This is a genomic window from Acidovorax sp. FG42, assembly GCF_057809195.1.
This window is the reverse complement of record NZ_JBMDJM010000001.1, coordinates 132,187-150,804: the sequence shown is the minus strand read 5'-3', so window position 1 is coordinate 150,804 and position 18,618 is coordinate 132,187. Positions and strand designations below refer to the sequence as shown.

Genomic DNA, 18,618 nt, shown 5'->3' with positions numbered 1-18,618 from the left:
CCCCGATGGGCTGGCGGTGGCGCAGCCTGCTGCCGTGCGACCCGCCCTTGTGGGGCCGTTGCAGGTCGGCAGACGGTTTTGAATGTCGGGCCCACCGTGGCCCCGGAGTGTCCCCATGTTGTATCCCCAGGAATTTGATGTGATCGTTGTCGGCGGTGGCCATGCAGGCACCGAGGCCGCGCTGGCCGCTGCGCGCATGGGCAGCAAAACCTTGCTGCTGACCCACAACATCGAGACGCTGGGGCAGATGAGCTGCAACCCCAGCATCGGCGGCATCGGCAAGGGTCACCTGGTGAAGGAAGTGGATGCGCTGGGCGGCGCGATGGCGCTGGCCACGGACGAGGGCGGCATCCAGTTCCGCATTCTCAACAGCTCCAAGGGCCCTGCGGTGCGCGCCACGCGGGCACAGGCCGATCGCATTCTGTACAAGGCCGCCATCCGCCGCATGCTGGAGAACCAGCCCAACCTGTGGCTTTTCCAGCAGGCGGTGGACGACCTGATGGTGGAGGGCGACCGGGTGGTGGGCGCGGTGACGCAGGTGGGCATCCGCTTCCGCAGCCGCACGGTGGTGCTGACGGCGGGTACCTTCCTGGACGGCAAGATCCATGTGGGCCTGAATAACTACGCTGCGGGCCGGGCAGGGGACCCGCCCGCCGTGTCGCTGTCGGCACGCCTCAAGGAGCTGAAGCTGCCCCAAGGGCGCCTGAAGACCGGCACGCCCCCGCGCATCGACGGGCGCAGCATCGACTTTTCCAAGTGCACCGAGCAGCCCGGTGACGGCATGCCCGGCGGCGTGAACGAGGGCACGGTGCCCGTGTTCAGCTTCATGGGCAATGCGCAGATGCACCCCCAGCAGGTGCCCTGCTGGATCACCCACACCAACGAGCGCACGCACGAGATCATCCGCAGCGGCTTTGACCGCAGCCCCATGTTCACCGGCAAGATCGAGGGTGTGGGCCCACGCTACTGCCCGAGCGTGGAAGACAAGATCAACCGCTTTGCCGACAAGGACAGCCACCAGATCTTCCTGGAGCCCGAGGGCCTGACCACACACGAGTTCTACCCCAACGGCATCAGCACCAGCCTGCCGTTCGACATCCAGTACGACCTGGTGCGCAGCATGCCCGGGCTGGAGAACGCGCACATCCTGCGCCCCGGCTATGCCATCGAGTACGACTACTTCGACCCCCGCTCGCTCAAGAGCAGCTTCGAGACGCGGCAGATCCAGGGGCTGTTCTTTGCCGGGCAGATCAACGGCACCACCGGCTACGAAGAGGCTGCGGCCCAGGGCCTGTTCGCGGGCATCAACGCCGCGCTGCAGTGCCGGGGCGATGCGCCCTGGCTGCCCGGCCGGGACGAGGCCTACCTGGGCGTGCTGGTGGATGACCTGATCACCAAGGGCGTGACCGAGCCCTACCGCATGTTCACCAGCCGCGCCGAGTTCCGCCTGCAGCTGCGCGAGGACAATGCGGACATGCGCCTGACGGAAGTGGGGCGCCAGATGGGCCTGGTGGATGACGCGCGCTGGGATGCTTTCAGCCGCAAGCGCGATGCGGTTTCACGTGAAACAGAACGCCTGAAGGCCACCTGGGTGAACCCGCGCAACCTGCCCGCCGCCGAATCCGAGCGCGTGCTCGGCAAGAGCATCGAGCACGAATACAACCTGTTTGAACTGCTACGTCGCCCCGATGTGAGTTATGCCAACCTGATGTCCATGGACGGTGGCAAGTACGCATCGGCGGATGTTTCACGTGAAACCCTGGGCGACCTGAGCGCCCCGGTGCTGGAGCAGGTGGAGATTGCCGCCAAGTACGCGGGCTACATCGACCGCCAGAAGGGCGAGGTGGAGCGTGCCGCGCATTTCGAGAAACTGCGCTTGCCGCCCGACCTGGACTACATGCAGGTCACGGCCCTGAGCATCGAGGCCCGACAGGTTCTGAATCGCCACCGTCCGGAAACGCTGGGCCACGCCTCGCGCATCACGGGCATCACGCCTGCGTCGATCTCGCTGCTGATGGTGCATCTGAAGAAGGGCGGGTTCAAGGAGTTTGCCGTGGCGCCGGCAACGGCCACCAAGGCAGAAGGCGAAGTGGCAGCATGACGATGTCCGTGAGCAACGACAGCCTGCGCCAGCAACTGCAAGCCGGGGCCGACGCCCTGGCGCTGGGCTTGAGCGATGCGCAGGTCGGGCTGTTGATGGATTTTCTGGCGCTGCTGCAGAAGTGGAACAAGGTCTATAACCTGACGGCTGTGCGCGACCCGCAGGAGATGATGACGCACCACCTGCTGGACAGCCTGGCCGCCGTGGCGCCGCTGCGCAGGCATGTGGCAGGCCTGCAGCAGGGTGGTGCGGTGGCAGCGGTGAAGCTGCTGGATGTCGGATCGGGCGGTGGCCTGCCCGGCGTGGTGTTCGCCATCTGCTGCCCGGATGTGGATGTGAGCTGCGTGGACACAGTGGGCAAGAAGGCCGCGTTCATCCAGCAGGTGGCGGTGGCGCTCAAGCTGCGCAACCTGCATGGGGTGCATGCGCGGGTCGAGACCCTGACATCCCCTTTCGACATCATCAGCTGCCGCGCATTTGCCTCGTTGCCCGACTTCGTCACTTGGTCGCGCAGCGCGCTGGCTGCGCCCTATGGTGCGTGGCTGGCCATGAAGGGCAAACACCCGGATGACGAAATCGCAGCGTTGCCTGCAGATGTGTCGGTGTTTCACGTGGAACAGCTGGCCGTGCCGGGCCTGGATGCAGAGCGCTGCATCATCTGGATGAAGCCCGCCTGAGCGCTTTGGCTGCCAGTCGCTGGCTTTTTCACGGTCATGGCAGGGTGGTCGCGTAAACTCGGCTCCTCACTTCGGGTGCATGCATTCTGCGCACCCATCCAGCACACCGGGAGAGATCATGTTCGGCATCGCAGACTACGGCGCCTTTGTCGCCGCCATTGTGTTGTTCCTGCTCATTCCAGGCCCCGGCAATCTGGCGCTCATCACCTCCACCAGCAAGGGCGGTATTCGCGGTGGACTGGCGGCCACCATGGGTGTGATCGCGGGCGATCAGGTGCTGATGTGGGCTGCGGTAGCCGGTGTGGCCGCGTTGCTGGCCACCTACCCCGCAGCGTTCAATGCGGTGCAGTGGCTGGGCGCGGCCTATCTGGCCTGGTTGGGTTTCAAGATGGTCACGGCCAAGCCGGGCGCGCAGCCGATTCTGAACATCCAGCCCCGTCACTACTTCAAGCAGGCGGGGCTCATCACCCTGCTCAATCCCAAAGCCATCGTGTTTTACATGGCGTTTTTCCCGCTGTTCGTCGATCCGGCCCGCCACCAGGGCATGCTGACCTTTGGCGTGATGGCGGCCACGGTGGCGGCGCTGACCTTTCTCTATGGCCTGGTCGCTGTACTGCTCACGCACTTTCTGGCCGAGCGCATGCGCGCCAATCCCCGCATCGGTCGCGCGCTGGAAAAAGTGGCCGGCATCTTCCTGATCGGCTTTGGCATCAAGCTGGCCATCTCCAAGTAAAACAACGACAACCACCACACGGACCGCACACTCCCCATGGCCAAGATCTTTTGCGTTGCCAATCAGAAGGGTGGCGTTGGCAAGACCACCACCACCGTCAACCTCGCCGCCGGGCTGGCCAAGATTGGCCAACGCGTGCTGATGGTGGACCTGGACCCGCAGGGCAACGCCACCATGGGCTCGGGCGTGGACAAGCGCAGCCTCGACCTCACGGTGTACGACGTGCTGCTCGAATCTGCCTCGGTGAAAGAGGCGGCCGTGCTGTCGGAGAAGTGTGGCTACTGGGTGCTGGGCGCCAACCGCGAACTGGCGGGCGCCGAGGTGGAGCTGGTGACGCTGGAGCACCGCGAAAAGCGCCTCAAGGCCGCGCTGGCCGAGGCGGATGCCGACTTCGACTTCGTGCTCATCGACTGCCCGCCGTCCTTGAGCATGCTCACCCTCAACGGCCTGTGCAGCGCCCACGGCGTGATCGTGCCCATGCAGTGCGAGTACTTCGCGCTGGAAGGCCTGACCGACCTGGTCAACACCATCAAGCAGGTGCACGCCAACCTCAATGCCGACCTGCAGATCATCGGCCTGCTGCGCGTGATGTTCGACCCGCGCATCACCTTGCAGCAGCAGGTGAGCGACCAGCTCAAGGGCCACTTTGGCGACAAGGTGTTCAACAGCGTGATCCCGCGCAACGTGCGCCTGGCCGAGGCGCCCAGCTACGGGCTGCCCGGTGTGGTGTTCGACCCGGCCGCCAAGGGCAGCCAGGCCTTTGTGGAGTTTGCCGAGGAGATGGTTGCGCGTGTGAAAACCATGCCCCCAGCCGCAGCCTCCATGGCCAAAATGGCCGCAGGCGCTTGAATGATATGCGCTGCTAGCTATTAAATTGATAGTAATGAAAGCCTCCAACATCCTGCTGCTGCCCGGCTGGCAGAACTCTGGCCCCGACCACTGGCAAAGCCGCTGGGAGGCCGCGCACGGCTACCAGCGCGTGGAGCAGCACGACTGGATGCGCCCGCTGCGCGGCGACTGGTCTGCGCGCCTGGAAGAGACCGTGGCCGATGCCGACGGCCCGGTGGTATTGGCGGCGCACAGCCTGGGCTGCATCCTGACGGCCTGGTGGGCGGCACACACCCGCCATGCGGCCAAGGTGCGCGGCGCGCTGCTGGTGGCGCCGGGCGATGTGGAGCGGCCGGACCTGGCCGCGCAGATCCACGGCTGGGCGCCCATTGCGCGCCAGCCGCTGCCGTTCCCGGCCGTGCTGGTGGGCAGCCGCAACGACCCGTACTGCAGCTTCGAGCGTGCCGAGGGGCTGGCGCAGGCCTGGGGTGCGCGGTTTGTGGACTATGGCGAGCGCGGGCACATCAATGCCGAATCCGGGCTGGGCGACTGGGAAGAGGGGCGGGGCTGGCTGATGCAGCTCGCCACTCCGGCATGAGCCGCTGGGTTTTTTGGCGCAAGCGCCCGCCGGTGATGGCGGACGGCGCTGTCCCTCCACCTCGGCGGGTCACGGCTGACTTCTACTGGCTTGGCGACGCCTTGCAGGTGGTGCTTGCCTGGCTGCTGCCCAGCAGCGCGGTGGTGGTGGGCGCGCTGGGGCAGTTCATGCTGGCCCTCGTGCTGCTCGCGGTGGCCTTCGGTGTGTGGTTGCGCCTGTGGCGCAGTCGCAAGCGGCGCCGCGTGGCGAGCCGCTCCGCACTGTGACGTTTTGAACCCTGGCCAACGACCCATGACCAAGATCAGCCTGTCTGCCCTTGCCGACCAACTGCCCCGCGCCTGGAACTCCACGGTGGTGGGCCGCGCTGCGGGTGCCAACCTCAAGGTGCTGCGCATGGATGACGCGGCCTACCCCGACGAGTCGCACGACTTTGACGAAGCCCTGCTGGTGCTGGACGGCTGCATGCGCCTGGACCTGCAAGGGCAGGTCACCGAGGTGAACGCGGGCGAGGTGTTCATCGTGCCCGCAGGCGTGCCCCACGCCGTGGCGCCCGGCAGCCGCGGCACGCTGGTCATCATCGACCGCTGATTCTTCCCCCTTTCCTTTTTCCTTTCGCGAGACGCATTTCATGGTCACCAAAAAACCCAAGGGCCTCGGCCGAGGCCTGGAAGCCCTGCTGGGCCCCAAGGTCGAAGACAAAGTGGAACAGGCCCAGGCCGCCGAAGCGGGCCTGCCCAGCAGCCTGCCGCTGTCCGAACTGGTACCGGGGGTGTACCAGCCGCGCACGCGCATGGACGAGGGCGCGCTGTACGAGCTGGCCGAGTCCATCAAGGCCCAGGGCATCATGCAGCCCATCCTGGTGCGGCGGCTCACGGGCGGGGAGCACGCGGGCAAATACGAAATCATCGCGGGCGAGCGGCGCTTTCGCGCCTCGCGCCTGGCGGGCCTGGCCGAGGTGCCGGTGCTGGTGCGCGATGTGCCCGACGAGTCGGCCGCTGCCATGGCGCTCATCGAAAACATCCAGCGCGAAGACCTCAACCCGCTGGAAGAAGCCCAGGGCCTGCAGCGCCTGGTCAAGGAGTTTGGCCTCACGCACGAGCTGGCCGCGCAGGCGGTGGGCCGCTCGCGCAGCGCCGCCAGCAACCTGCTGCGCCTGTTGAACCTGGCCGAGCCGGTGCAGACCATGCTGATGGCGGGCGATATCGACATGGGCCATGCGCGCGCACTGCTGTCGCTGGACCGCGCCGCACAGATCACGGCCGGCAACCAGATCGCGGCCAAGAAGCTGTCGGTGCGCGAGGCCGAGGCGCTGGTCAAGAAGATCGGCGCCGAGTTCAGCCTGGTGCCGCAAAAGCCCCAGAAGGAAAAGTCGCGCGACTTGAAGCGTGTGGAAGAAGAGCTGTCGGACCTGCTGATGGCCGAGGTCGAAGTGCGCGTCAAAAAGCGCGTCAAGCGCAACGGCCGGGTGGAGGACATGGGCGAGCTGGCGATCCAGTTCGGGTCGCTGGAGGCGCTCAACGGGCTGATCGACCGCCTGCGCGGCTGACCCGCTCGTCGCTCCGGGGCGCGGCGTTGTCGCCGCGCAAGATGGCGTGAAATAGCGCACAGAAACGGTTTCCACAAGTAACTTGCACGGGCAAAATGCGTCCTTGCGGGGCCTACACTGCGCTGCGTTCAACACACCCGGGTTGACCGCAAGGCCTCTTCACAGGGCGGCGACAAAGCCGCTTTGCGGCCCACGATGGTTTGCCGGGTGATCCACGTATCTCCTGGAGCAGACCCGATGACAACCCCTTTGCGCTACCTGACCCCCGCCTGCCTGGCCGCCGGCCTGTGCATTGCCAGCCTGGGCGCCCACGCCCAAACCACCAAGGCTCCCAAGGTGCAGCTGTGGATGGACCTGTCCACCGGCACCATGGCCGGCATGCCCGAGATGGACAGCCTGCCCGGTGGCGGCGGCATGCTCGGCGGCCTCATGGGGGGCATGGGCGGCGGCGCAGCGCCGGGCATGGGGGGCGGCAGCAACACGTCATACGGCAACGCACGCGCCATGTCCATCATGCCGCCGCGCGTTATTGATATCGCCTTGCACAACAGCCTGCGCCCCGGCGTAGAAGCCAGCCAGTCCATCCCGCCTGGCATGCGCATGGGCGAGTCCCTGCCTCTGATCCCCCCGCGCGCCCAGCCCACCCAGACCGAGCCGGGCGAAGTGCCCCGTGAGTACCAGCAACAGCAGCCCAAGGGCCGAATCCTGCTGTACTGGGGCTGCGGTAGCGCGGTGCGTGCGGGCCAGCCCCGCGTCATCGATCTGGCGCGTGCCAAGCCCTCCGACTACGCGCAGGCCTTTGCAGGCCGCGCCGTGCCCGACCGGGGCCCGCGCGTGGGCCCGGCCTATGCGCTGTACCCCAACGAGCGCAACCAGGTCAGCCTGTCGCGGGACAGCTCGGTGGTGGGCGAGCACCAGGTGCGGGGCGACGGTGTGCCTGCCTCGATGAAGTTCACGCTGGGCGCGGCGCAGGACCTGATGCCCGCCATCGACCTGCGCACCACCGGCAAGCCGCAGGACAGCATGGGCACCAGCTGGCAGCCAGTGCGCAATGCGCGCGCCTACTACCTGCACGCCATGTCGCAAAGCGGGGACGACCTCATCATGTGGTCCAGCGCCGAGACGCCCGACACCGGCATGGGTCTGTTCGACTACCTCTCGCCCGCCACCATCGACCGCTGGCTCAAGGAGCGAGTGCTGCTGCAGCCCGAGACCACGCAGTGCGCGATCCCCCAGGGCATCTTCGCTGGCGGCGGGCGCGATGCCACGCCCATGCTGCGCATGATGGCCTACGGTGGCGAGAGCCACATCGTGTATCCACCCCGTCCGGCCGACCCCAAGGCCGCGTGGGAGCCTGAATGGTCGGTGCGCGTGCGTGTGAAGTCGCACACCATGGCCATGCTGGGCGAGGAGATGCAGGGGCGCCGTGGCGGCATGGGCGCAGCACCCGCTGCACCGTTGGGCGGCACAGGCGCTTATTCCAGCGGCATGGGTGGTGCGCCCGCAGGCCAGCCGCCCGCAGGCGACGGCGGCACGGACGCGGGCAACGTGGTCAACCCCGTCAATCTGCTGCGCGGCATTTTTGGCCGCTGAGAACGGAGAACCATGCTCGCCCTGCGCATGCCCTGGCCCCTGCCCGCACTGGCGGCGTGGGCGTGCGCGTGGCTGATCTTTGTGGCGCTGCAGCGGGCGGTTCCGCCGGTGGCCGCTTTGCTGGTCGCCTGCCTGCTTGGCACGGCTGCCAGCGTGCTGGGCGACAGCTGGTGGCGGCGCGGGCTGATTGCCGCCGGGTTCCCGTTGTCGCTGGCGCTGCTGGGGGCGGCCAGCCTGCCTACCTGGGCGTGGCTGGTGCCGCTGTCGCTGTTGCTGCTGGTCTACCCACTCAATGCGTGGCGCGATGCGCCCCTGTTCCCCACGCCGCGCCACGCGCTGCAGTCTCTGGCCGTGCAGGCGCCGCTGCCGCTGGGCGCGCGCGTGCTCGACGCAGGCTGTGGCCTGGGCGATGGCCTCAAGGCCTTGCGCCATGCTTACCCTGCCGCCCAGCTCGACGGGCTGGAGTGGAGCTGGCCGCTGCGCCTGCTGTGCGCCCTGCGCTGCCCCTGGGCGCGGGTGCAGCGTGCCGACATGTGGAAGGCCGACTGGAGCGCCTACCAGATGGTGTACCTGTTCCAGCGGCCCGAGAGCATGGCCCGCGCGGCCGCCAAGGCCCAGGCCGAGCTGGCGCCCGGTGCCTGGCTGGTGAGCCTGGAGTTTGCGGTGCCCGGCTGGCTGCCCAGTGCCCAGCTGCGCGCGCCCGGTGGTCGGGTGGTGTGGCTGTACCGCATGCCGCGCCAGCCGCAGGAGGGATGACATGCCCACCATGCAATCCATGCGCCCGCACCTGTGTCCGCCTGTGTCGCCGGCCCCACACGGTTACAGAAAAGATACAAGCTTTTGCTACATTGCGCGGCTGGCTACAACCCCATACACAACAACCAAGAAACTCACAGCCAGAGGGGGTCGCACACAGCACGTAACCGCGCCGGGAGGGGGCGCACGGGCTGCCAGCACCCGCCTTGACCGGACTTCCACCATGCGCGCCGTATTCGCTGCACCCTCCTTTGGGCGGGGCTGTTGCGCGGCTGCGCGTGGGAAGCGCGGGGTGTTTCTGGTGAGCAACCGACCGATCTGCAAGGAGCATCCATGACCGCCCACCCATCCCGTTTCCGTCCGCGCCTGCTGTGGGTGCTGGCGCTGAGCGCTGCCCTCACCGGCTGCGCCACCATGCAGAGCCACGACAAAACGGCCACCGACATGCAGACCGCCGGGCGCAGTGGCGGCATCCCCGCCGCGCTGGCCAGCCTGGAGAGCACGGCCAAGACCGAAGAAGAAAAAACGGCGCTGCTCTTCAACATGGAGCGCGGTGAGCTGCTGCGCATGGACCGCCGGTACCCCGACAGCACCAACGCCTTCCTGCTGGCCGACAACAAGGTCAAGGAATGGGAAGAAACCGCCAAGACCAACCCCTCCAAGCTGATGGGCACCGTGGGCGCGGCCCTGGTGAGCGAGCGCCTGAAGGTCTACGAAGGCCAGGACTATGAAAAGGTGTGGCTGACCACCCGCCTGGCGCTCAACCGCATGGCCGTGGGCGATTTTGAAAACGCCCGTGTGGACATCAAGCGCACGCACGAGCGCGAAGCCATCATTGCCGAGTTCCGCGCCAAGGAAACCCTGGCGGCCGAAGAAGAGGCCAAGTCCAAGGGCGCCACATCGGGCGGCAAGGAGCTGAATGGCTACCCGGTCGAAACGCTCAACGACCCCGAAGTGCTGGCCCTCAAGAACGGCTACTCCAACGCGCTGTCCCACTACCTGGCCGGCTTCCTGTACGAAATGCTCAACGAGCCTGGCCTGGCTGCGCCCGGCTACCGCAAGGCCATCGAGCTCAAGCCCGACACCCCCGTGCTGGAAGAAGGCCTGCGCGGCCTGGACAACCGCACCGGCTTCACCTGGAAGCGCCGCCAGCGCATGACCGACGTGCTCTTCATCGTCGAGGCCGGTGACGCGCCTGCACGCAAGCCCAAGGCCTTCACCCTCCCTGTGCCCACCGGCCGGGGCATGGTCACCGCCAGCATTTCGTACCCCGTGATCGAGCCCTCCAAGGACGCGCCCCTGACGGTGGTGTCGGCCGCCGGCACCGACCTCAAGCTCGAAAAAGTGGTGGACGTGAATGTGATGGCCCGCCGTGCGCTCAAGGACGAAATGCCTGGCATGGTGCTGCGCGGCTTCACCCGCGCCGTGGCCAAGGGCGTGCTGCAGAACGAGCTGCAAAAGCGTGGCGGCCTCATCGGCGGCCTGATTGGCGCCGCAGCCTCGGTGGCCACAGAGCAGGCCGACGACCGCATGTGGCGCATGTTGCCCGGCCGCGTGTATGTGGCCCGTGGCTACCTGCCCCCTGGCGAACACACCGTCTCCATCAACGGCCGCCAGTTGCCCCAGCCGATCAAGATCGACGGCCAGTACGCCCTGGTGCCCCTGCGCATGTATGACAACAGCGTGCTGATCGGCGACGTGGCCATGCTGGGCCAGCTGCCCACGGTGGCGGCGGCACCCCAGCCGGCTCCTACTGCCGCGGCTGCGGCGCCCGCCGCTCCGGTGCGTACCACCAACAACAACCGCGCCCGCACCGTGCCCTCGTCCACCGTCAAGCCCACGGCCGCCCAGCCCGCTGCGGCCGCCAAGAACTGACCCCTGTTTCTGACCCCATTCGAGGAGCCTCTGGCATGAGAACCCGTTTTGTCCCCGCCGCGATCCCTGCCGTGCTGTGCGCGGCCCTGATGACCCTGGCTGGCGGCGCCAGCGCCCAACTGCATGACCCTGCCACACCGCTGGCCGTGGCCGCCAAGGTGGCCCTGCGCGGCGAGGCCAACAGCATCGCCGTGCGCGAGATGCGCATCGTGCGCAAGAACGACATCCTGGTGGTGCAGGCCGATATGGCCAACATGGGCCGCACCGACCGCACCGTGTTCTACCGCTTCAAGTGGCTGGACAACGTGGGCAACCAGGTGGGCGACGGCGAGTCCTGGAAGCAGATGACCGTGCTGGGCCTGGGCCAGCAGACCGTCAAGAGCGTGGCGCCCACCAGCGCCGCCGTGGACCTGCGCCTGGAAATGAATGTGGAGCCGCGCTGATCGCGCCGCGCCAATCCCTGTTCGAGTGAGGAGTAAAACCATGACAACCAAGAACCGCATCCAGCGCAGCGCGCTGATCCTGACCTTTGCGGCCAGTACCCTGGCCCTGTCGGCCTGCCAGAACCTGTCGTCGCCCACCGTGCGTTTTGACCGCCAGGTCAACTACGGCGATGCCAAGGCCGTCGAGCTGGTGACCAACGAATTCGGCTCCACCGACCTGCAGATGATTGCCGAGAAGATGACTGGCGGCTTGCTCGAAACCGGCATCTTCCAGGGCCGCCCCACGGTGACCATTTCCACCGTCAAGAACAAGACCAGCGAGTACATCGACACCACCAACGTGATGAACTCCATCCAGACCGCGCTGGTCAAGTCGGGCAAGGTGCGCTTTGTGCGCTCCATCAACGAGATGCAGGCCGGCGTGGACGAGCTGCAGCGCCAGAACCAGAGCGGCCTGTACAAGCAGGGCACCACCGCCAAGGTCGGCCAGATGACCGCCGCCAAGTACAGCATGGAAGGCGAGCTGACCAGCATCGTCAAGCAGAACAACACCACCAAGGACGTGTACTACAAGTTCACGCTGAAGCTGTTTGATGTGCAGGAAGGCACGATCGAATGGCAGGACGAGAAAGAAATCAGAAAGACCAGCAAGCGCTGATCTGCCCCAAGGACCACACCATGCAACGCAGAATCACCCTCCACACGGCCCTGGCCGTGATCGCGGCCACCACGCTGGCCTGGGGCACCGGCGCGCAGGCGCAGCAGCCCGGCGCCGCGCCCAAGATCGCCGTGACCGACTTGGCCTACGCTCAGCGTGTGTCCGAGTACTTCATGGCCGGCACCTACCAGCGCAGCAGCCAGATGAGCGCGCAGGGCAGCCAAGGCGGCAGCCACAGCCACGGCATGTACGGCGGCGGGGGCTCGTACTCTGGCCAGCAGTCCATGCAGGCCTCCGAGCAGGCCAGCGGCACCTACGTGGCGGGCCGCTACAGCTACATCGAGCAGCGTGAACTGGGCGGCTACACCAACGACATCAAGGGCGCCATCCTGCAGGGCACGTACTTCCGCCTCGTGCAGGGCAAGGGCTTTGACGCGGGCAAGCCCCAGCCCAGCAAGGCCGAGCAGGTGCTCAACCAGGTGCAGGGCGGCAAGATGGCCACGCCCCAGGCGCAGCCCCAGGTCAACGACGTGATCACCCGCATCAAGAAGGGTGAGTTCAACGGCGCCGACTACGTGCTGTTTGGCGTGGTGTCCAGCATCGAGTTCACCGATGCGCTCTCGCCCCTGCAGGGCACCACCAGCGCCACGCGCCAGTACGGCCTCCAACTGCTGGCCGACTTCTCGCTCATCAACACCAAGACCTACGAGATCAAGGCCGCGTTCTCCGCCCAGGGCGAAGGCAACGACACCAAGATCCTCTCGATCCGTGGCGACATTGCGCCTCCCAACCGGGCCAAGGTGATGCGTGAAACCTCGCTGTCGCTGGCGCAGGACGTGTACCAGCAGCTCGCGGTGCAACTGGGCTACACCGACGCGAATCTGGCGCGCGGCGTGCGCCCACCGGTGGTGTACCAGCAGGGCGGCCAGCCCATGCCTGTGCCGCAACCGCAGCAGCCTGAGCAGGTGCTGATCCTCAAGTAAGCCGCCGTGCGCCCCACCGTGCACTCGCAGCCCTCGCGGGCCCCGGCCCGTGCGGTGCCTGCCCTCCCCAAGGCCAGCCCTGCGCTGGCCTTTGTTGCGTCTGCCGCCCTGGCCTTGACGCTGACGGGTTGCGTGGCCCCCCACGCACACGGGGGCGCGAGTGCGGCACAGCCGGACCCTGCGATGCCCGCCATAGAACAGGGCCTGGCGCCGGGCGCTGGATTTATCCAGCGGGCCGTGCCGGGTGCGCGCGGCGCTGTGCTCCAGACCCTGCAGCGCGCGGAGCGCACCGCGCCGCTGCGCTATCGCGTGATCGTCATCCCTGGCTCGGGCTGCGCGGGCATGGGGCCCATCGCGGACCGTTACTTTGCGGGCCTGCTGCACGCGCAGGTGCTGGTGCTGCACAAGCCGGGCGTAGACCCCGGAGCCCGCACCGCCCCCTCCGACTGCCCGCACAGCTTTGTTTCGCTGGACCGGCATTCCACTTGGCTCGCACACGCCCGTGCGGCCTTGCGTGCCGATGCCTCGGAGCGTCAGGGCCAGCCAGCCGTGTCGCAGCTGCTGGTGGGCCTCTCTGAAGGGGCTGAGCTGCTGCCCGCGCTGGCCCCTGAGGTACCGCACCTGGCCGGATTGGTGCTCATTGGCGCCAGCGGGCTGGACCCGCAGGAGGCCGGGGCATTGCAGGCCCACCGCCTGGGCGTGGAGGGCGACTGGGTAGCGCTGGGCCAGATCGTGGCGGGCGCTCCGCACGACAGCGTGGTGGTACAGGGGCGCAGCCTGGGTTACTGGCGCGACCTGTGGAACTGGCCGTTGACCCTGCCCCTGCTGCGAGGTCCCTGGCCGCTGCTGCAGGTGTGGGGCAGCGACGATGCGCTGGTGCCCGCCGTGGCCTACACACGTTTTGCGGAGCTGGCTGCCTTGCGCACCGCACCCTACTGCACGCGGCGCATCGACGGTGCCGACCACGGCCTGCAGCGTGCCGCCGCAGGGAGGGACGGCGTGCAGCAGGTGTGGGCCTGGACCGAGCAATGGGCCCGTCAACCGGCCGCCGGGCTGTGTGCGCCACTGCGACTGCTGCGAGAGCAGCAGGCTCCTAGCGCGGCCGGTACATCCTGAACAACTGCTCCGGCCCTACTGTGAAATAGTCCGCCGGGCCGCCGCCGCGCAGGATGTGCCCCGCATTTGCGGTGTCGTAAACACCGTCTTTCAGCAGCGCCTGATCGATGTGCACGGCCACCACCTCGCCCAGCACCAGCCAGGTGTCCACCTGTGCGCCATCCACACCCTGCAGCTGCAGGATCTGTGTGCTGCGGCATTCAAAGGTGACCGGGCTTTCGGCCACGCGCGGCGGGCGCACGCGGGTGGAGGGCAGAGGGGTGAGGCCGGTCAGGTCGAACTCGCTCACTTCAGGTGGCACAGCGGCGCAGCTCTGGTTCATCACCTCGGCCAGGTCGCGGGTGGCCAGGTTCCACACAAACTCGCCCGTGGCCTGCACGTTGCGCACCGTGTCCTTGTAGCCAATGCTGGCAAAGCCCACGATGGGCGGCACGTAGTTGAACGCGTTGAAGAAGCTGTAGGGCGCTAGGTTGGTGGCGCCGGTGGCGCTTTGCGTGGAGATCCAGCCAATGGGGCGTGGCCCCACGATGGCGTTGAACGGGTCGTGTGGCAGGCCGTGGCCCTGGCGGGGTTCGTAGCTGTGGAAGGTGCGTGCGGGCGGTGGGGTGGTCATGGGGCTTTGCGGGCAGTGACAGACAGCCAGTACCTTAGCGGTAGACGCAGCACGCTGCGGTCACGGGGGTATCAATGCGCTCACCTTTTAATAGCTGTTAACGCTTGTTGGATGGGCGGAAAGGGCTTGTTGGAGTGCTGAAGCACCGACCCTTGGCTCAGCGGGTCGGGCTGGGCGCGGCGCAGATGCCGGGGGTGGCGGGCGGAGGCACCGCACACACCATGCGCAGCAGGGCAGAGAACGAGCCCTGGCCAATGCCATAGCTCGACGCCGTCAACCAGGAGACCTGCTGGCGCACGCGCTCCAGCGCCGCGCGGACCTCCGCCTCGCTGCCGCTTCCCTCCAGCTCGACCAGCTGGCCGCGCTTGCCGTCGCGCAGCACCAGCTTGGTCAGGGTCACCCCGTTGCCCAGCACCGGGCGCAGAGCGTCTTCCACCTGCTGTTGGGTGTAGGCGCTGCCCGTGGCTGGCAGGCACACGCTGCGCTCGCCCGGCGCCGCGCACAGAAAGTTGACGAGCACGCGGTAGGCCACCTGGTCACCCTCGCGCCGGACCCAGGCCACCTGCGGGTTGCGCACCTCGCCCGAGCGCTCCAGCACCTGCACCCATTGGCGCACGGCCGCGTCATCGGGCGCTCGGCCCTCCAGCGCTGCGCCGTCCTTCCACAGGTCGATCTTGCCCAGGGTCATGCCGCTGGGCAGCAGCGGCTGCAGCACATTGCTGACCCGCTGGCGCGGCGAGACGGGCTCACCGCTGGCAGCCTGCGCCCCTGGGGGCGGCGCAGAGCCCGGGTCAGGCGCTGGCAGCACCGGCCGACGGCCCGCAAGGCCCATCACGTCCTGCTGTAGCGCGCGGGTTTCATCGCGCAGGGCGCTGGTCAGGGGCATGGGGTTCACGCGGCCCGCAGGCACTTTGAGCGCGCTGACGGGGCCGTCGATCCAGATCGGGTACTCCAGTGCGATCTTGCCCGGCGCGCTGGCCGGTTGGTAGTAGCCTGCGTCTGTGTCTGCGCCAATGCGGATGGAAAACCGTACCCGGGTGGTGGTGGCGGTCACGCCCGCGTGGCGCACGTCCATGTCGTGGAACAGCAGCGCTGTGTTTCTTTGCGAGCTGGCCAGCTGCAGCCACTGCACCTGGCCCGTGCCACCCGCCACGACCGATGCGTTCGAGCTCACGCTCAGCAGGCCCAGGCGCACGTCGTGAAACCACAGCTTCACGCCATGGCTGGGGTTGACGTACATGCGCAGCACCGGCAAGTCCACCCGGTCAAACAGCACGTTGAGGTTGTCCCCGCGCAGCAACAGTTCGTGGGCTGTGGCCAGCTGCAGCGTGAAGCACACTGCAGTGTTGTCAGCGCCCACGCGCGGAACGGCCGACGCGCCCTGCGCGGCGCTGATCGTCACGTCGTACGGCCTGGGGCGGCTGCTACCGTGGCGGTCCGCACTGTAGGTGGTGTCGGCGATCTGGAACGTCCCTCGCCCGAGGAACAGCCGGTTCTCCGCACCCGACACCACGCGCACCGTGCAGTCGTTGGCGATGATGTGCACATGCCGCAAGTTTCCCAGCCGGCCCGTGGCCGGGTCCCAGGGGCGCTCGCGGGCGTCGCGCAGCAGGTTGGCGCGTTCGATCAGCGTGTCGGGTGTGACGTCCAGCGACGCGGCGTGGGCCAGTGCAAGGGGCGCGCACACCAGCGCGACCAACATCAGGGAACGAAGAGTGCGTGGAGTGCGAAGGGGTGTCATGTTGTTCCATGGTACCGATGCACTGGCACCCTGTACTCACCTCCCTCACTGCGGTACCGGCTGCTGCTGCCCCAGAAACCGCCCCGGCGGCTGCCCCACCGACTTGCGCACCATGGCGCTGAAGGCGCTCGCGCTGTAGCCCAGTTCGGCGGCGATCTGGCCCATGGGCATGCGACCGGCGGCCAGCGACACGGCCTTGGCCAGGATGACCTGCTGGCGCCATTGGGTGAAGGTGCTGCCCAGCTCGGAGCGGAACAGCCGCGCCACGGTGCGGGGGCTGGCACCCGTGTCCTGCGCCCAGTCGGCCAGGGTGTCGTGGCGCGTGGGGTCGGCCAGCACGGCCTCGCACAGGTGGCGCAAGCGTTTGTCCTGGGGCAGGTCCACGCCCAGCTTCACGGCGGCGGCGCGGGCCAGTTCGCCCCTGACCAGGGCGCTCAGATGCTGTTCGCGCCGCAGGTCGGCGGTGCTGATCGTGGGGCCGCCGTCGGGCGTGGTGGGCATCTCGCGCACCAGGGCGCGCAGCAGGTCGGACACCTCCAGCACGCGGCACTGGCGCCAGGCGTCTTCCTGGTCGCGCGGCACGCCGGGGCCACAGCGGCCCCGGGGCTGGTGGAAGTAGAGCGTGCGCAGGTCGGCGTCTTCGACCATGGTCACGGCATGTTCCACGCCGGGCGGAATCCACAGCGCGCGCGATGGCGGCACGATGTAGGTGCCGTGGTTCACCGTGAGGCGGATCACGCCCGTGGTCGATATCGCCACCTGCGCCCACGGGTGGCTGTGGGGCATGACCTGCGTGTCGGCGGCCAGCCAGCGCAGCTTGGCGCGCACCGGGCGGGCGGCTGTGGGCACAAACAGCTCGGGCGTGAGCGAGTCCACGTACGACATGCCGCGCGGCTTGCCGGCAGGCGCGCGGGACACGGCCTGGGCCGCAAAGTGCTCCACCCCCGGTTCGGCGGGCACGGCGAGTTCGGTGGGCGGGTTTGGCATGTTTGCGATAGAAGTTGTCTGCCTATCGTAAACCTGCCGAGGCCATGCTGCCTAAGATCGAGCCCATGACTGCTTCTTCCTCCAGCACCCTCGCCAACCCTGTCCCCTTGCGGCAGGACGCCCGCACCATTGGCCTCATCGGCCTGGCCCACGGCAGCTCGCACTTCTTTCACATGCTGCTGCCGCCGCTGTTTCCGTGGCTGATCGGGGAGTTCGGCTTCAGCTATTCCGAGCTGGGCCTGCTGGTGTCGGTGTTCTTCGTGATCTCGGGCGTGGGCCAGGCGCTGTCGGGCTTCCTGGTGGACCGCGTGGGCGCGCGGCCGGTGATGTTTTTTGCGCTGTCGAGTTTTGCGGCCGCAGGCCTGGCGGCGGGCACGGCGCAGGGCTACACGGGCCTGCTGCTGGCGGCGGCTTTGGCCGGGCTGGGCAATGCGCCGTTCCACCCGGTGGACTTCACGATTCTGAACAAACGCGTGTCACCACAGCGCCTGGGGCATGGCTTTTCGGTGCACGGCATCAGCGGCAACCTGGGCTGGGCGACGGCGCCGGTGTTCATGGCGGGCATTGCCACCGCCACGGGCTCGTGGCGCACGGCCTGCCTGTGCGGCGGCCTGCTGGCCTTCACGGTGCTGGCCATCATGGTGTGGAACCGCGACGCGATTGACGACCGCCAGGGCGCCTGGGCGCACCAGGCGAAGGGCGGCGCAGCGGCGGCGAAGCCCGAGCACCCCATGGCCTTCCTCAAGCTGCCGTCGGTGTGGCTGTGTTTCTCGTTCTTCTTCTGGAGCACCTGCGCACTCAGCGCCATCCAGAGCTTTGCCAGCCCCGCGCTGCAGTCCATGTACGGCCTGCCGCTGAGCATCACGGCCATGGTGGTCACGGGCTACATGCTATGTGGCGCGGCGGGCATGCTGGTGGGCGGTTTTCTGGTGGGCCGCGTGCAGCGGCTGGAGAAGATCATCTCCGTGTGCCTGCTGGGCTCGGCCGCGTTGCTGGTGGTGGTGGCCTCGGGGCTGCTGCCGGGCATGGTGGCGCTGGTGGTGGCCTCGGTGGCAGGGTTGGGCACAGGCCTGGCCGGCCCCTCGCGCGACATGCTGATCAAGCGCGCGGCCCCCCCCGGCGCCACGGGCCGCGTGTATGGCACGGTGTACTCGGGGCTGGACCTGGGCTTTTGCCTGGCGGCCCCGGTGTTTGGCGCCATGCTGGACCACGGCATGACGGCGGGCATCTTCTACGGCTCGGCCGTGACCCTGGGCCTGAGCGTGGTGTCGGCGGCGCTGGTGGGGGTGGGCGTGGCCGCACGGGCGGCGCGGCCTGTGCCTGCGGCGGCCTGAAAGGCCCCGGGGTGGGGACTCTGGACATCGGCCAGC

General features: G+C 67.9%; 19 protein-coding genes. 16 read left to right on the top strand and 3 right to left on the bottom strand.

Going from position 1 to position 18,618, the window contains the following annotated elements:
• Nucleotides 1-115: 115 nt before the first annotated feature.
• From mnmG to ACODSM_RS00635, 15 genes are all read left to right on the top strand, one after another.
• Nucleotides 116-2,101, top strand: coding sequence for a tRNA uridine-5-carboxymethylaminomethyl(34) synthesis enzyme MnmG (mnmG, locus tag ACODSM_RS00705; protein WP_488803996.1), 1,986 nt, complete (start codon nucleotides 116-118; stop codon nucleotides 2,099-2,101).
• Nucleotides 2,098-2,778, top strand: coding sequence for a 16S rRNA (guanine(527)-N(7))-methyltransferase RsmG (rsmG, locus tag ACODSM_RS00700; protein WP_488803995.1), 681 nt, complete (start codon nucleotides 2,098-2,100; stop codon nucleotides 2,776-2,778). Before mnmG ends, rsmG begins: the two co-directional genes overlap by 4 nt.
• A 118-nt stretch (nucleotides 2,779-2,896) precedes the next feature.
• Nucleotides 2,897-3,511, top strand: coding sequence for a LysE family transporter (locus ACODSM_RS00695; RefSeq protein ID WP_291471770.1), 615 nt, complete (start codon nucleotides 2,897-2,899; stop codon nucleotides 3,509-3,511).
• Between the two features lie 36 nt (nucleotides 3,512-3,547).
• Nucleotides 3,548-4,360 carry a ParA family protein gene (locus ACODSM_RS00690; RefSeq protein WP_488803994.1) on the top strand — a complete coding sequence of 271 codons (813 nt, stop codon included), beginning with the start codon at nucleotides 3,548-3,550 and terminating at the stop codon, nucleotides 4,358-4,360.
• Nucleotides 4,361-4,394: 34 nt separating this feature from the next.
• On the top strand, nucleotides 4,395-4,937 hold the full coding sequence (locus ACODSM_RS00685) for an RBBP9/YdeN family alpha/beta hydrolase (protein ID WP_343734109.1): 543 nt from the start codon (nucleotides 4,395-4,397) through the stop codon (nucleotides 4,935-4,937).
• Nucleotides 4,934-5,203: a hypothetical protein gene (locus ACODSM_RS00680; RefSeq protein WP_110960595.1), complete on the top strand. Its 270-nt coding sequence runs from the start codon at nucleotides 4,934-4,936 to the stop codon at nucleotides 5,201-5,203. The genes ACODSM_RS00685 and ACODSM_RS00680 overlap by 4 nt, the downstream gene beginning before the upstream one ends.
• Nucleotides 5,204-5,228: 25 nt before the next feature.
• The gene (locus ACODSM_RS00675; protein ID WP_116748482.1) at nucleotides 5,229-5,525 is read left to right on the top strand and encodes a cupin domain-containing protein; all 297 of its coding nucleotides are present in this window, start codon (nucleotides 5,229-5,231) and stop codon (nucleotides 5,523-5,525) included.
• A gap of 40 nt (nucleotides 5,526-5,565) precedes the next feature.
• A complete protein-coding gene (locus ACODSM_RS00670; RefSeq protein ID WP_110960593.1) occupies nucleotides 5,566-6,483 on the top strand; it encodes a ParB/RepB/Spo0J family partition protein in 918 nt (305 codons plus the stop codon).
• Between the two features lie 237 nt (nucleotides 6,484-6,720).
• Nucleotides 6,721-8,076 carry a hypothetical protein gene (locus ACODSM_RS00665; protein WP_488803993.1) on the top strand — a complete coding sequence of 452 codons (1,356 nt, stop codon included), beginning with the start codon at nucleotides 6,721-6,723 and terminating at the stop codon, nucleotides 8,074-8,076.
• 12 nt (nucleotides 8,077-8,088) lie between these two features.
• Nucleotides 8,089-8,832 carry a class I SAM-dependent methyltransferase gene (locus ACODSM_RS00660; RefSeq protein WP_060984339.1) on the top strand — a complete coding sequence of 248 codons (744 nt, stop codon included), beginning with the start codon at nucleotides 8,089-8,091 and terminating at the stop codon, nucleotides 8,830-8,832.
• 333 nt (nucleotides 8,833-9,165) lie between these two features.
• Nucleotides 9,166-10,707 carry a COG3014 family protein gene (locus tag ACODSM_RS00655; RefSeq protein ID WP_488803992.1) on the top strand — a complete coding sequence of 514 codons (1,542 nt, stop codon included), beginning with the start codon at nucleotides 9,166-9,168 and terminating at the stop codon, nucleotides 10,705-10,707.
• Nucleotides 10,708-10,742: 35 nt separating this feature from the next.
• On the top strand, nucleotides 10,743-11,150 hold the full coding sequence (locus tag ACODSM_RS00650; protein WP_488803991.1) for a YcfL family putative periplasmic lipoprotein: 408 nt from the start codon (nucleotides 10,743-10,745) through the stop codon (nucleotides 11,148-11,150).
• A 40-nt stretch (nucleotides 11,151-11,190) separates the two neighbouring features.
• The gene (lpoB, locus tag ACODSM_RS00645; protein ID WP_488803990.1) at nucleotides 11,191-11,808 is read left to right on the top strand and encodes a penicillin-binding protein activator LpoB; all 618 of its coding nucleotides are present in this window, start codon (nucleotides 11,191-11,193) and stop codon (nucleotides 11,806-11,808) included.
• Nucleotides 11,809-11,828: 20 nt separating this feature from the next.
• A complete protein-coding gene (locus ACODSM_RS00640; RefSeq protein WP_056056992.1) occupies nucleotides 11,829-12,791 on the top strand; it encodes a hypothetical protein in 963 nt (320 codons plus the stop codon).
• 6 nt (nucleotides 12,792-12,797) lie between these two features.
• On the top strand, nucleotides 12,798-13,907 hold the full coding sequence (locus ACODSM_RS00635; RefSeq protein ID WP_488803989.1) for an alpha/beta hydrolase: 1,110 nt from the start codon (nucleotides 12,798-12,800) through the stop codon (nucleotides 13,905-13,907).
• On the opposite strand, the gene ACODSM_RS00630 is transcribed toward ACODSM_RS00635, so the two are convergent.
• The 3 genes from ACODSM_RS00630 to ACODSM_RS00620 form a co-directional block, all read right to left on the bottom strand.
• A complete protein-coding gene (locus tag ACODSM_RS00630; protein WP_488803988.1) occupies nucleotides 13,885-14,520 on the bottom strand; it encodes a flavin reductase family protein in 636 nt (211 codons plus the stop codon). The genes ACODSM_RS00635 and ACODSM_RS00630 overlap by 23 nt on opposite strands.
• A gap of 157 nt (nucleotides 14,521-14,677) precedes the next feature.
• The gene (locus tag ACODSM_RS00625) at nucleotides 14,678-16,222 is read right to left on the bottom strand and encodes a hypothetical protein (RefSeq protein ID WP_488803987.1); all 1,545 of its coding nucleotides are present in this window, start codon (nucleotides 16,220-16,222) and stop codon (nucleotides 14,678-14,680) included.
• Between the two features lie 84 nt (nucleotides 16,223-16,306).
• Entirely contained in the window at nucleotides 16,307-17,248 is a 942-nt protein-coding gene (locus ACODSM_RS00620; protein WP_488803986.1) for an AraC family transcriptional regulator, read from the bottom strand.
• A 65-nt stretch (nucleotides 17,249-17,313) separates the two neighbouring features.
• Here ACODSM_RS00620 and ACODSM_RS00615 point away from each other — a divergent pair, with 65 nt between their 5' ends.
• A complete protein-coding gene (locus ACODSM_RS00615; RefSeq protein ID WP_488803985.1) occupies nucleotides 17,314-18,582 on the top strand; it encodes an MFS transporter in 1,269 nt (422 codons plus the stop codon).
• Nucleotides 18,583-18,618: the final 36 nt, after the last annotated feature.

Excerpts from the sequence above, each read along its gene's own strand:
- ACODSM_RS00675 (WP_116748482.1), top strand. The coding sequence starts at position 5,229 with ATGACCAAGATCAGCCTGTCTGCCCTTGCCGACCAACTGCCCCGCGCC.
- ACODSM_RS00640 (WP_056056992.1), top strand. The coding sequence starts at position 11,829 with ATGCAACGCAGAATCACCCTCCACACGGCCCTGGCCGTGATCGCGGCC.
- mnmG (WP_488803996.1), top strand. The coding sequence starts at position 116 with ATGTTGTATCCCCAGGAATTTGATGTGATCGTTGTCGGCGGTGGCCAT.
- ACODSM_RS00680 (WP_110960595.1), top strand. The coding sequence starts at position 4,934 with ATGAGCCGCTGGGTTTTTTGGCGCAAGCGCCCGCCGGTGATGGCGGAC.
- rsmG (WP_488803995.1), top strand. The coding sequence starts at position 2,098 with ATGACGATGTCCGTGAGCAACGACAGCCTGCGCCAGCAACTGCAAGCC.
- ACODSM_RS00685 (WP_343734109.1), top strand. The coding sequence starts at position 4,395 with ATGAAAGCCTCCAACATCCTGCTGCTGCCCGGCTGGCAGAACTCTGGC.
- ACODSM_RS00670 (WP_110960593.1), top strand. The coding sequence starts at position 5,566 with ATGGTCACCAAAAAACCCAAGGGCCTCGGCCGAGGCCTGGAAGCCCTG.
- ACODSM_RS00655 (WP_488803992.1), top strand. The coding sequence starts at position 9,166 with ATGACCGCCCACCCATCCCGTTTCCGTCCGCGCCTGCTGTGGGTGCTG.
- ACODSM_RS00690 (WP_488803994.1), top strand. The coding sequence starts at position 3,548 with ATGGCCAAGATCTTTTGCGTTGCCAATCAGAAGGGTGGCGTTGGCAAG.
- ACODSM_RS00665 (WP_488803993.1), top strand. The coding sequence starts at position 6,721 with ATGACAACCCCTTTGCGCTACCTGACCCCCGCCTGCCTGGCCGCCGGC.
- ACODSM_RS00650 (WP_488803991.1), top strand. The coding sequence starts at position 10,743 with ATGAGAACCCGTTTTGTCCCCGCCGCGATCCCTGCCGTGCTGTGCGCG.
- ACODSM_RS00630 (WP_488803988.1), bottom strand. The coding sequence starts at position 14,520 with ATGACCACCCCACCGCCCGCACGCACCTTCCACAGCTACGAACCCCGC.
- ACODSM_RS00620 (WP_488803986.1), bottom strand. The coding sequence starts at position 17,248 with ATGCCAAACCCGCCCACCGAACTCGCCGTGCCCGCCGAACCGGGGGTG.
- ACODSM_RS00660 (WP_060984339.1), top strand. The coding sequence starts at position 8,089 with ATGCTCGCCCTGCGCATGCCCTGGCCCCTGCCCGCACTGGCGGCGTGG.
- ACODSM_RS00695 (WP_291471770.1), top strand. The coding sequence starts at position 2,897 with ATGTTCGGCATCGCAGACTACGGCGCCTTTGTCGCCGCCATTGTGTTG.
- ACODSM_RS00625 (WP_488803987.1), bottom strand. The coding sequence starts at position 16,222 with ATGTTGGTCGCGCTGGTGTGCGCGCCCCTTGCACTGGCCCACGCCGCG.
- ACODSM_RS00615 (WP_488803985.1), top strand. The coding sequence starts at position 17,314 with ATGACTGCTTCTTCCTCCAGCACCCTCGCCAACCCTGTCCCCTTGCGG.
- lpoB (WP_488803990.1), top strand. The coding sequence starts at position 11,191 with ATGACAACCAAGAACCGCATCCAGCGCAGCGCGCTGATCCTGACCTTT.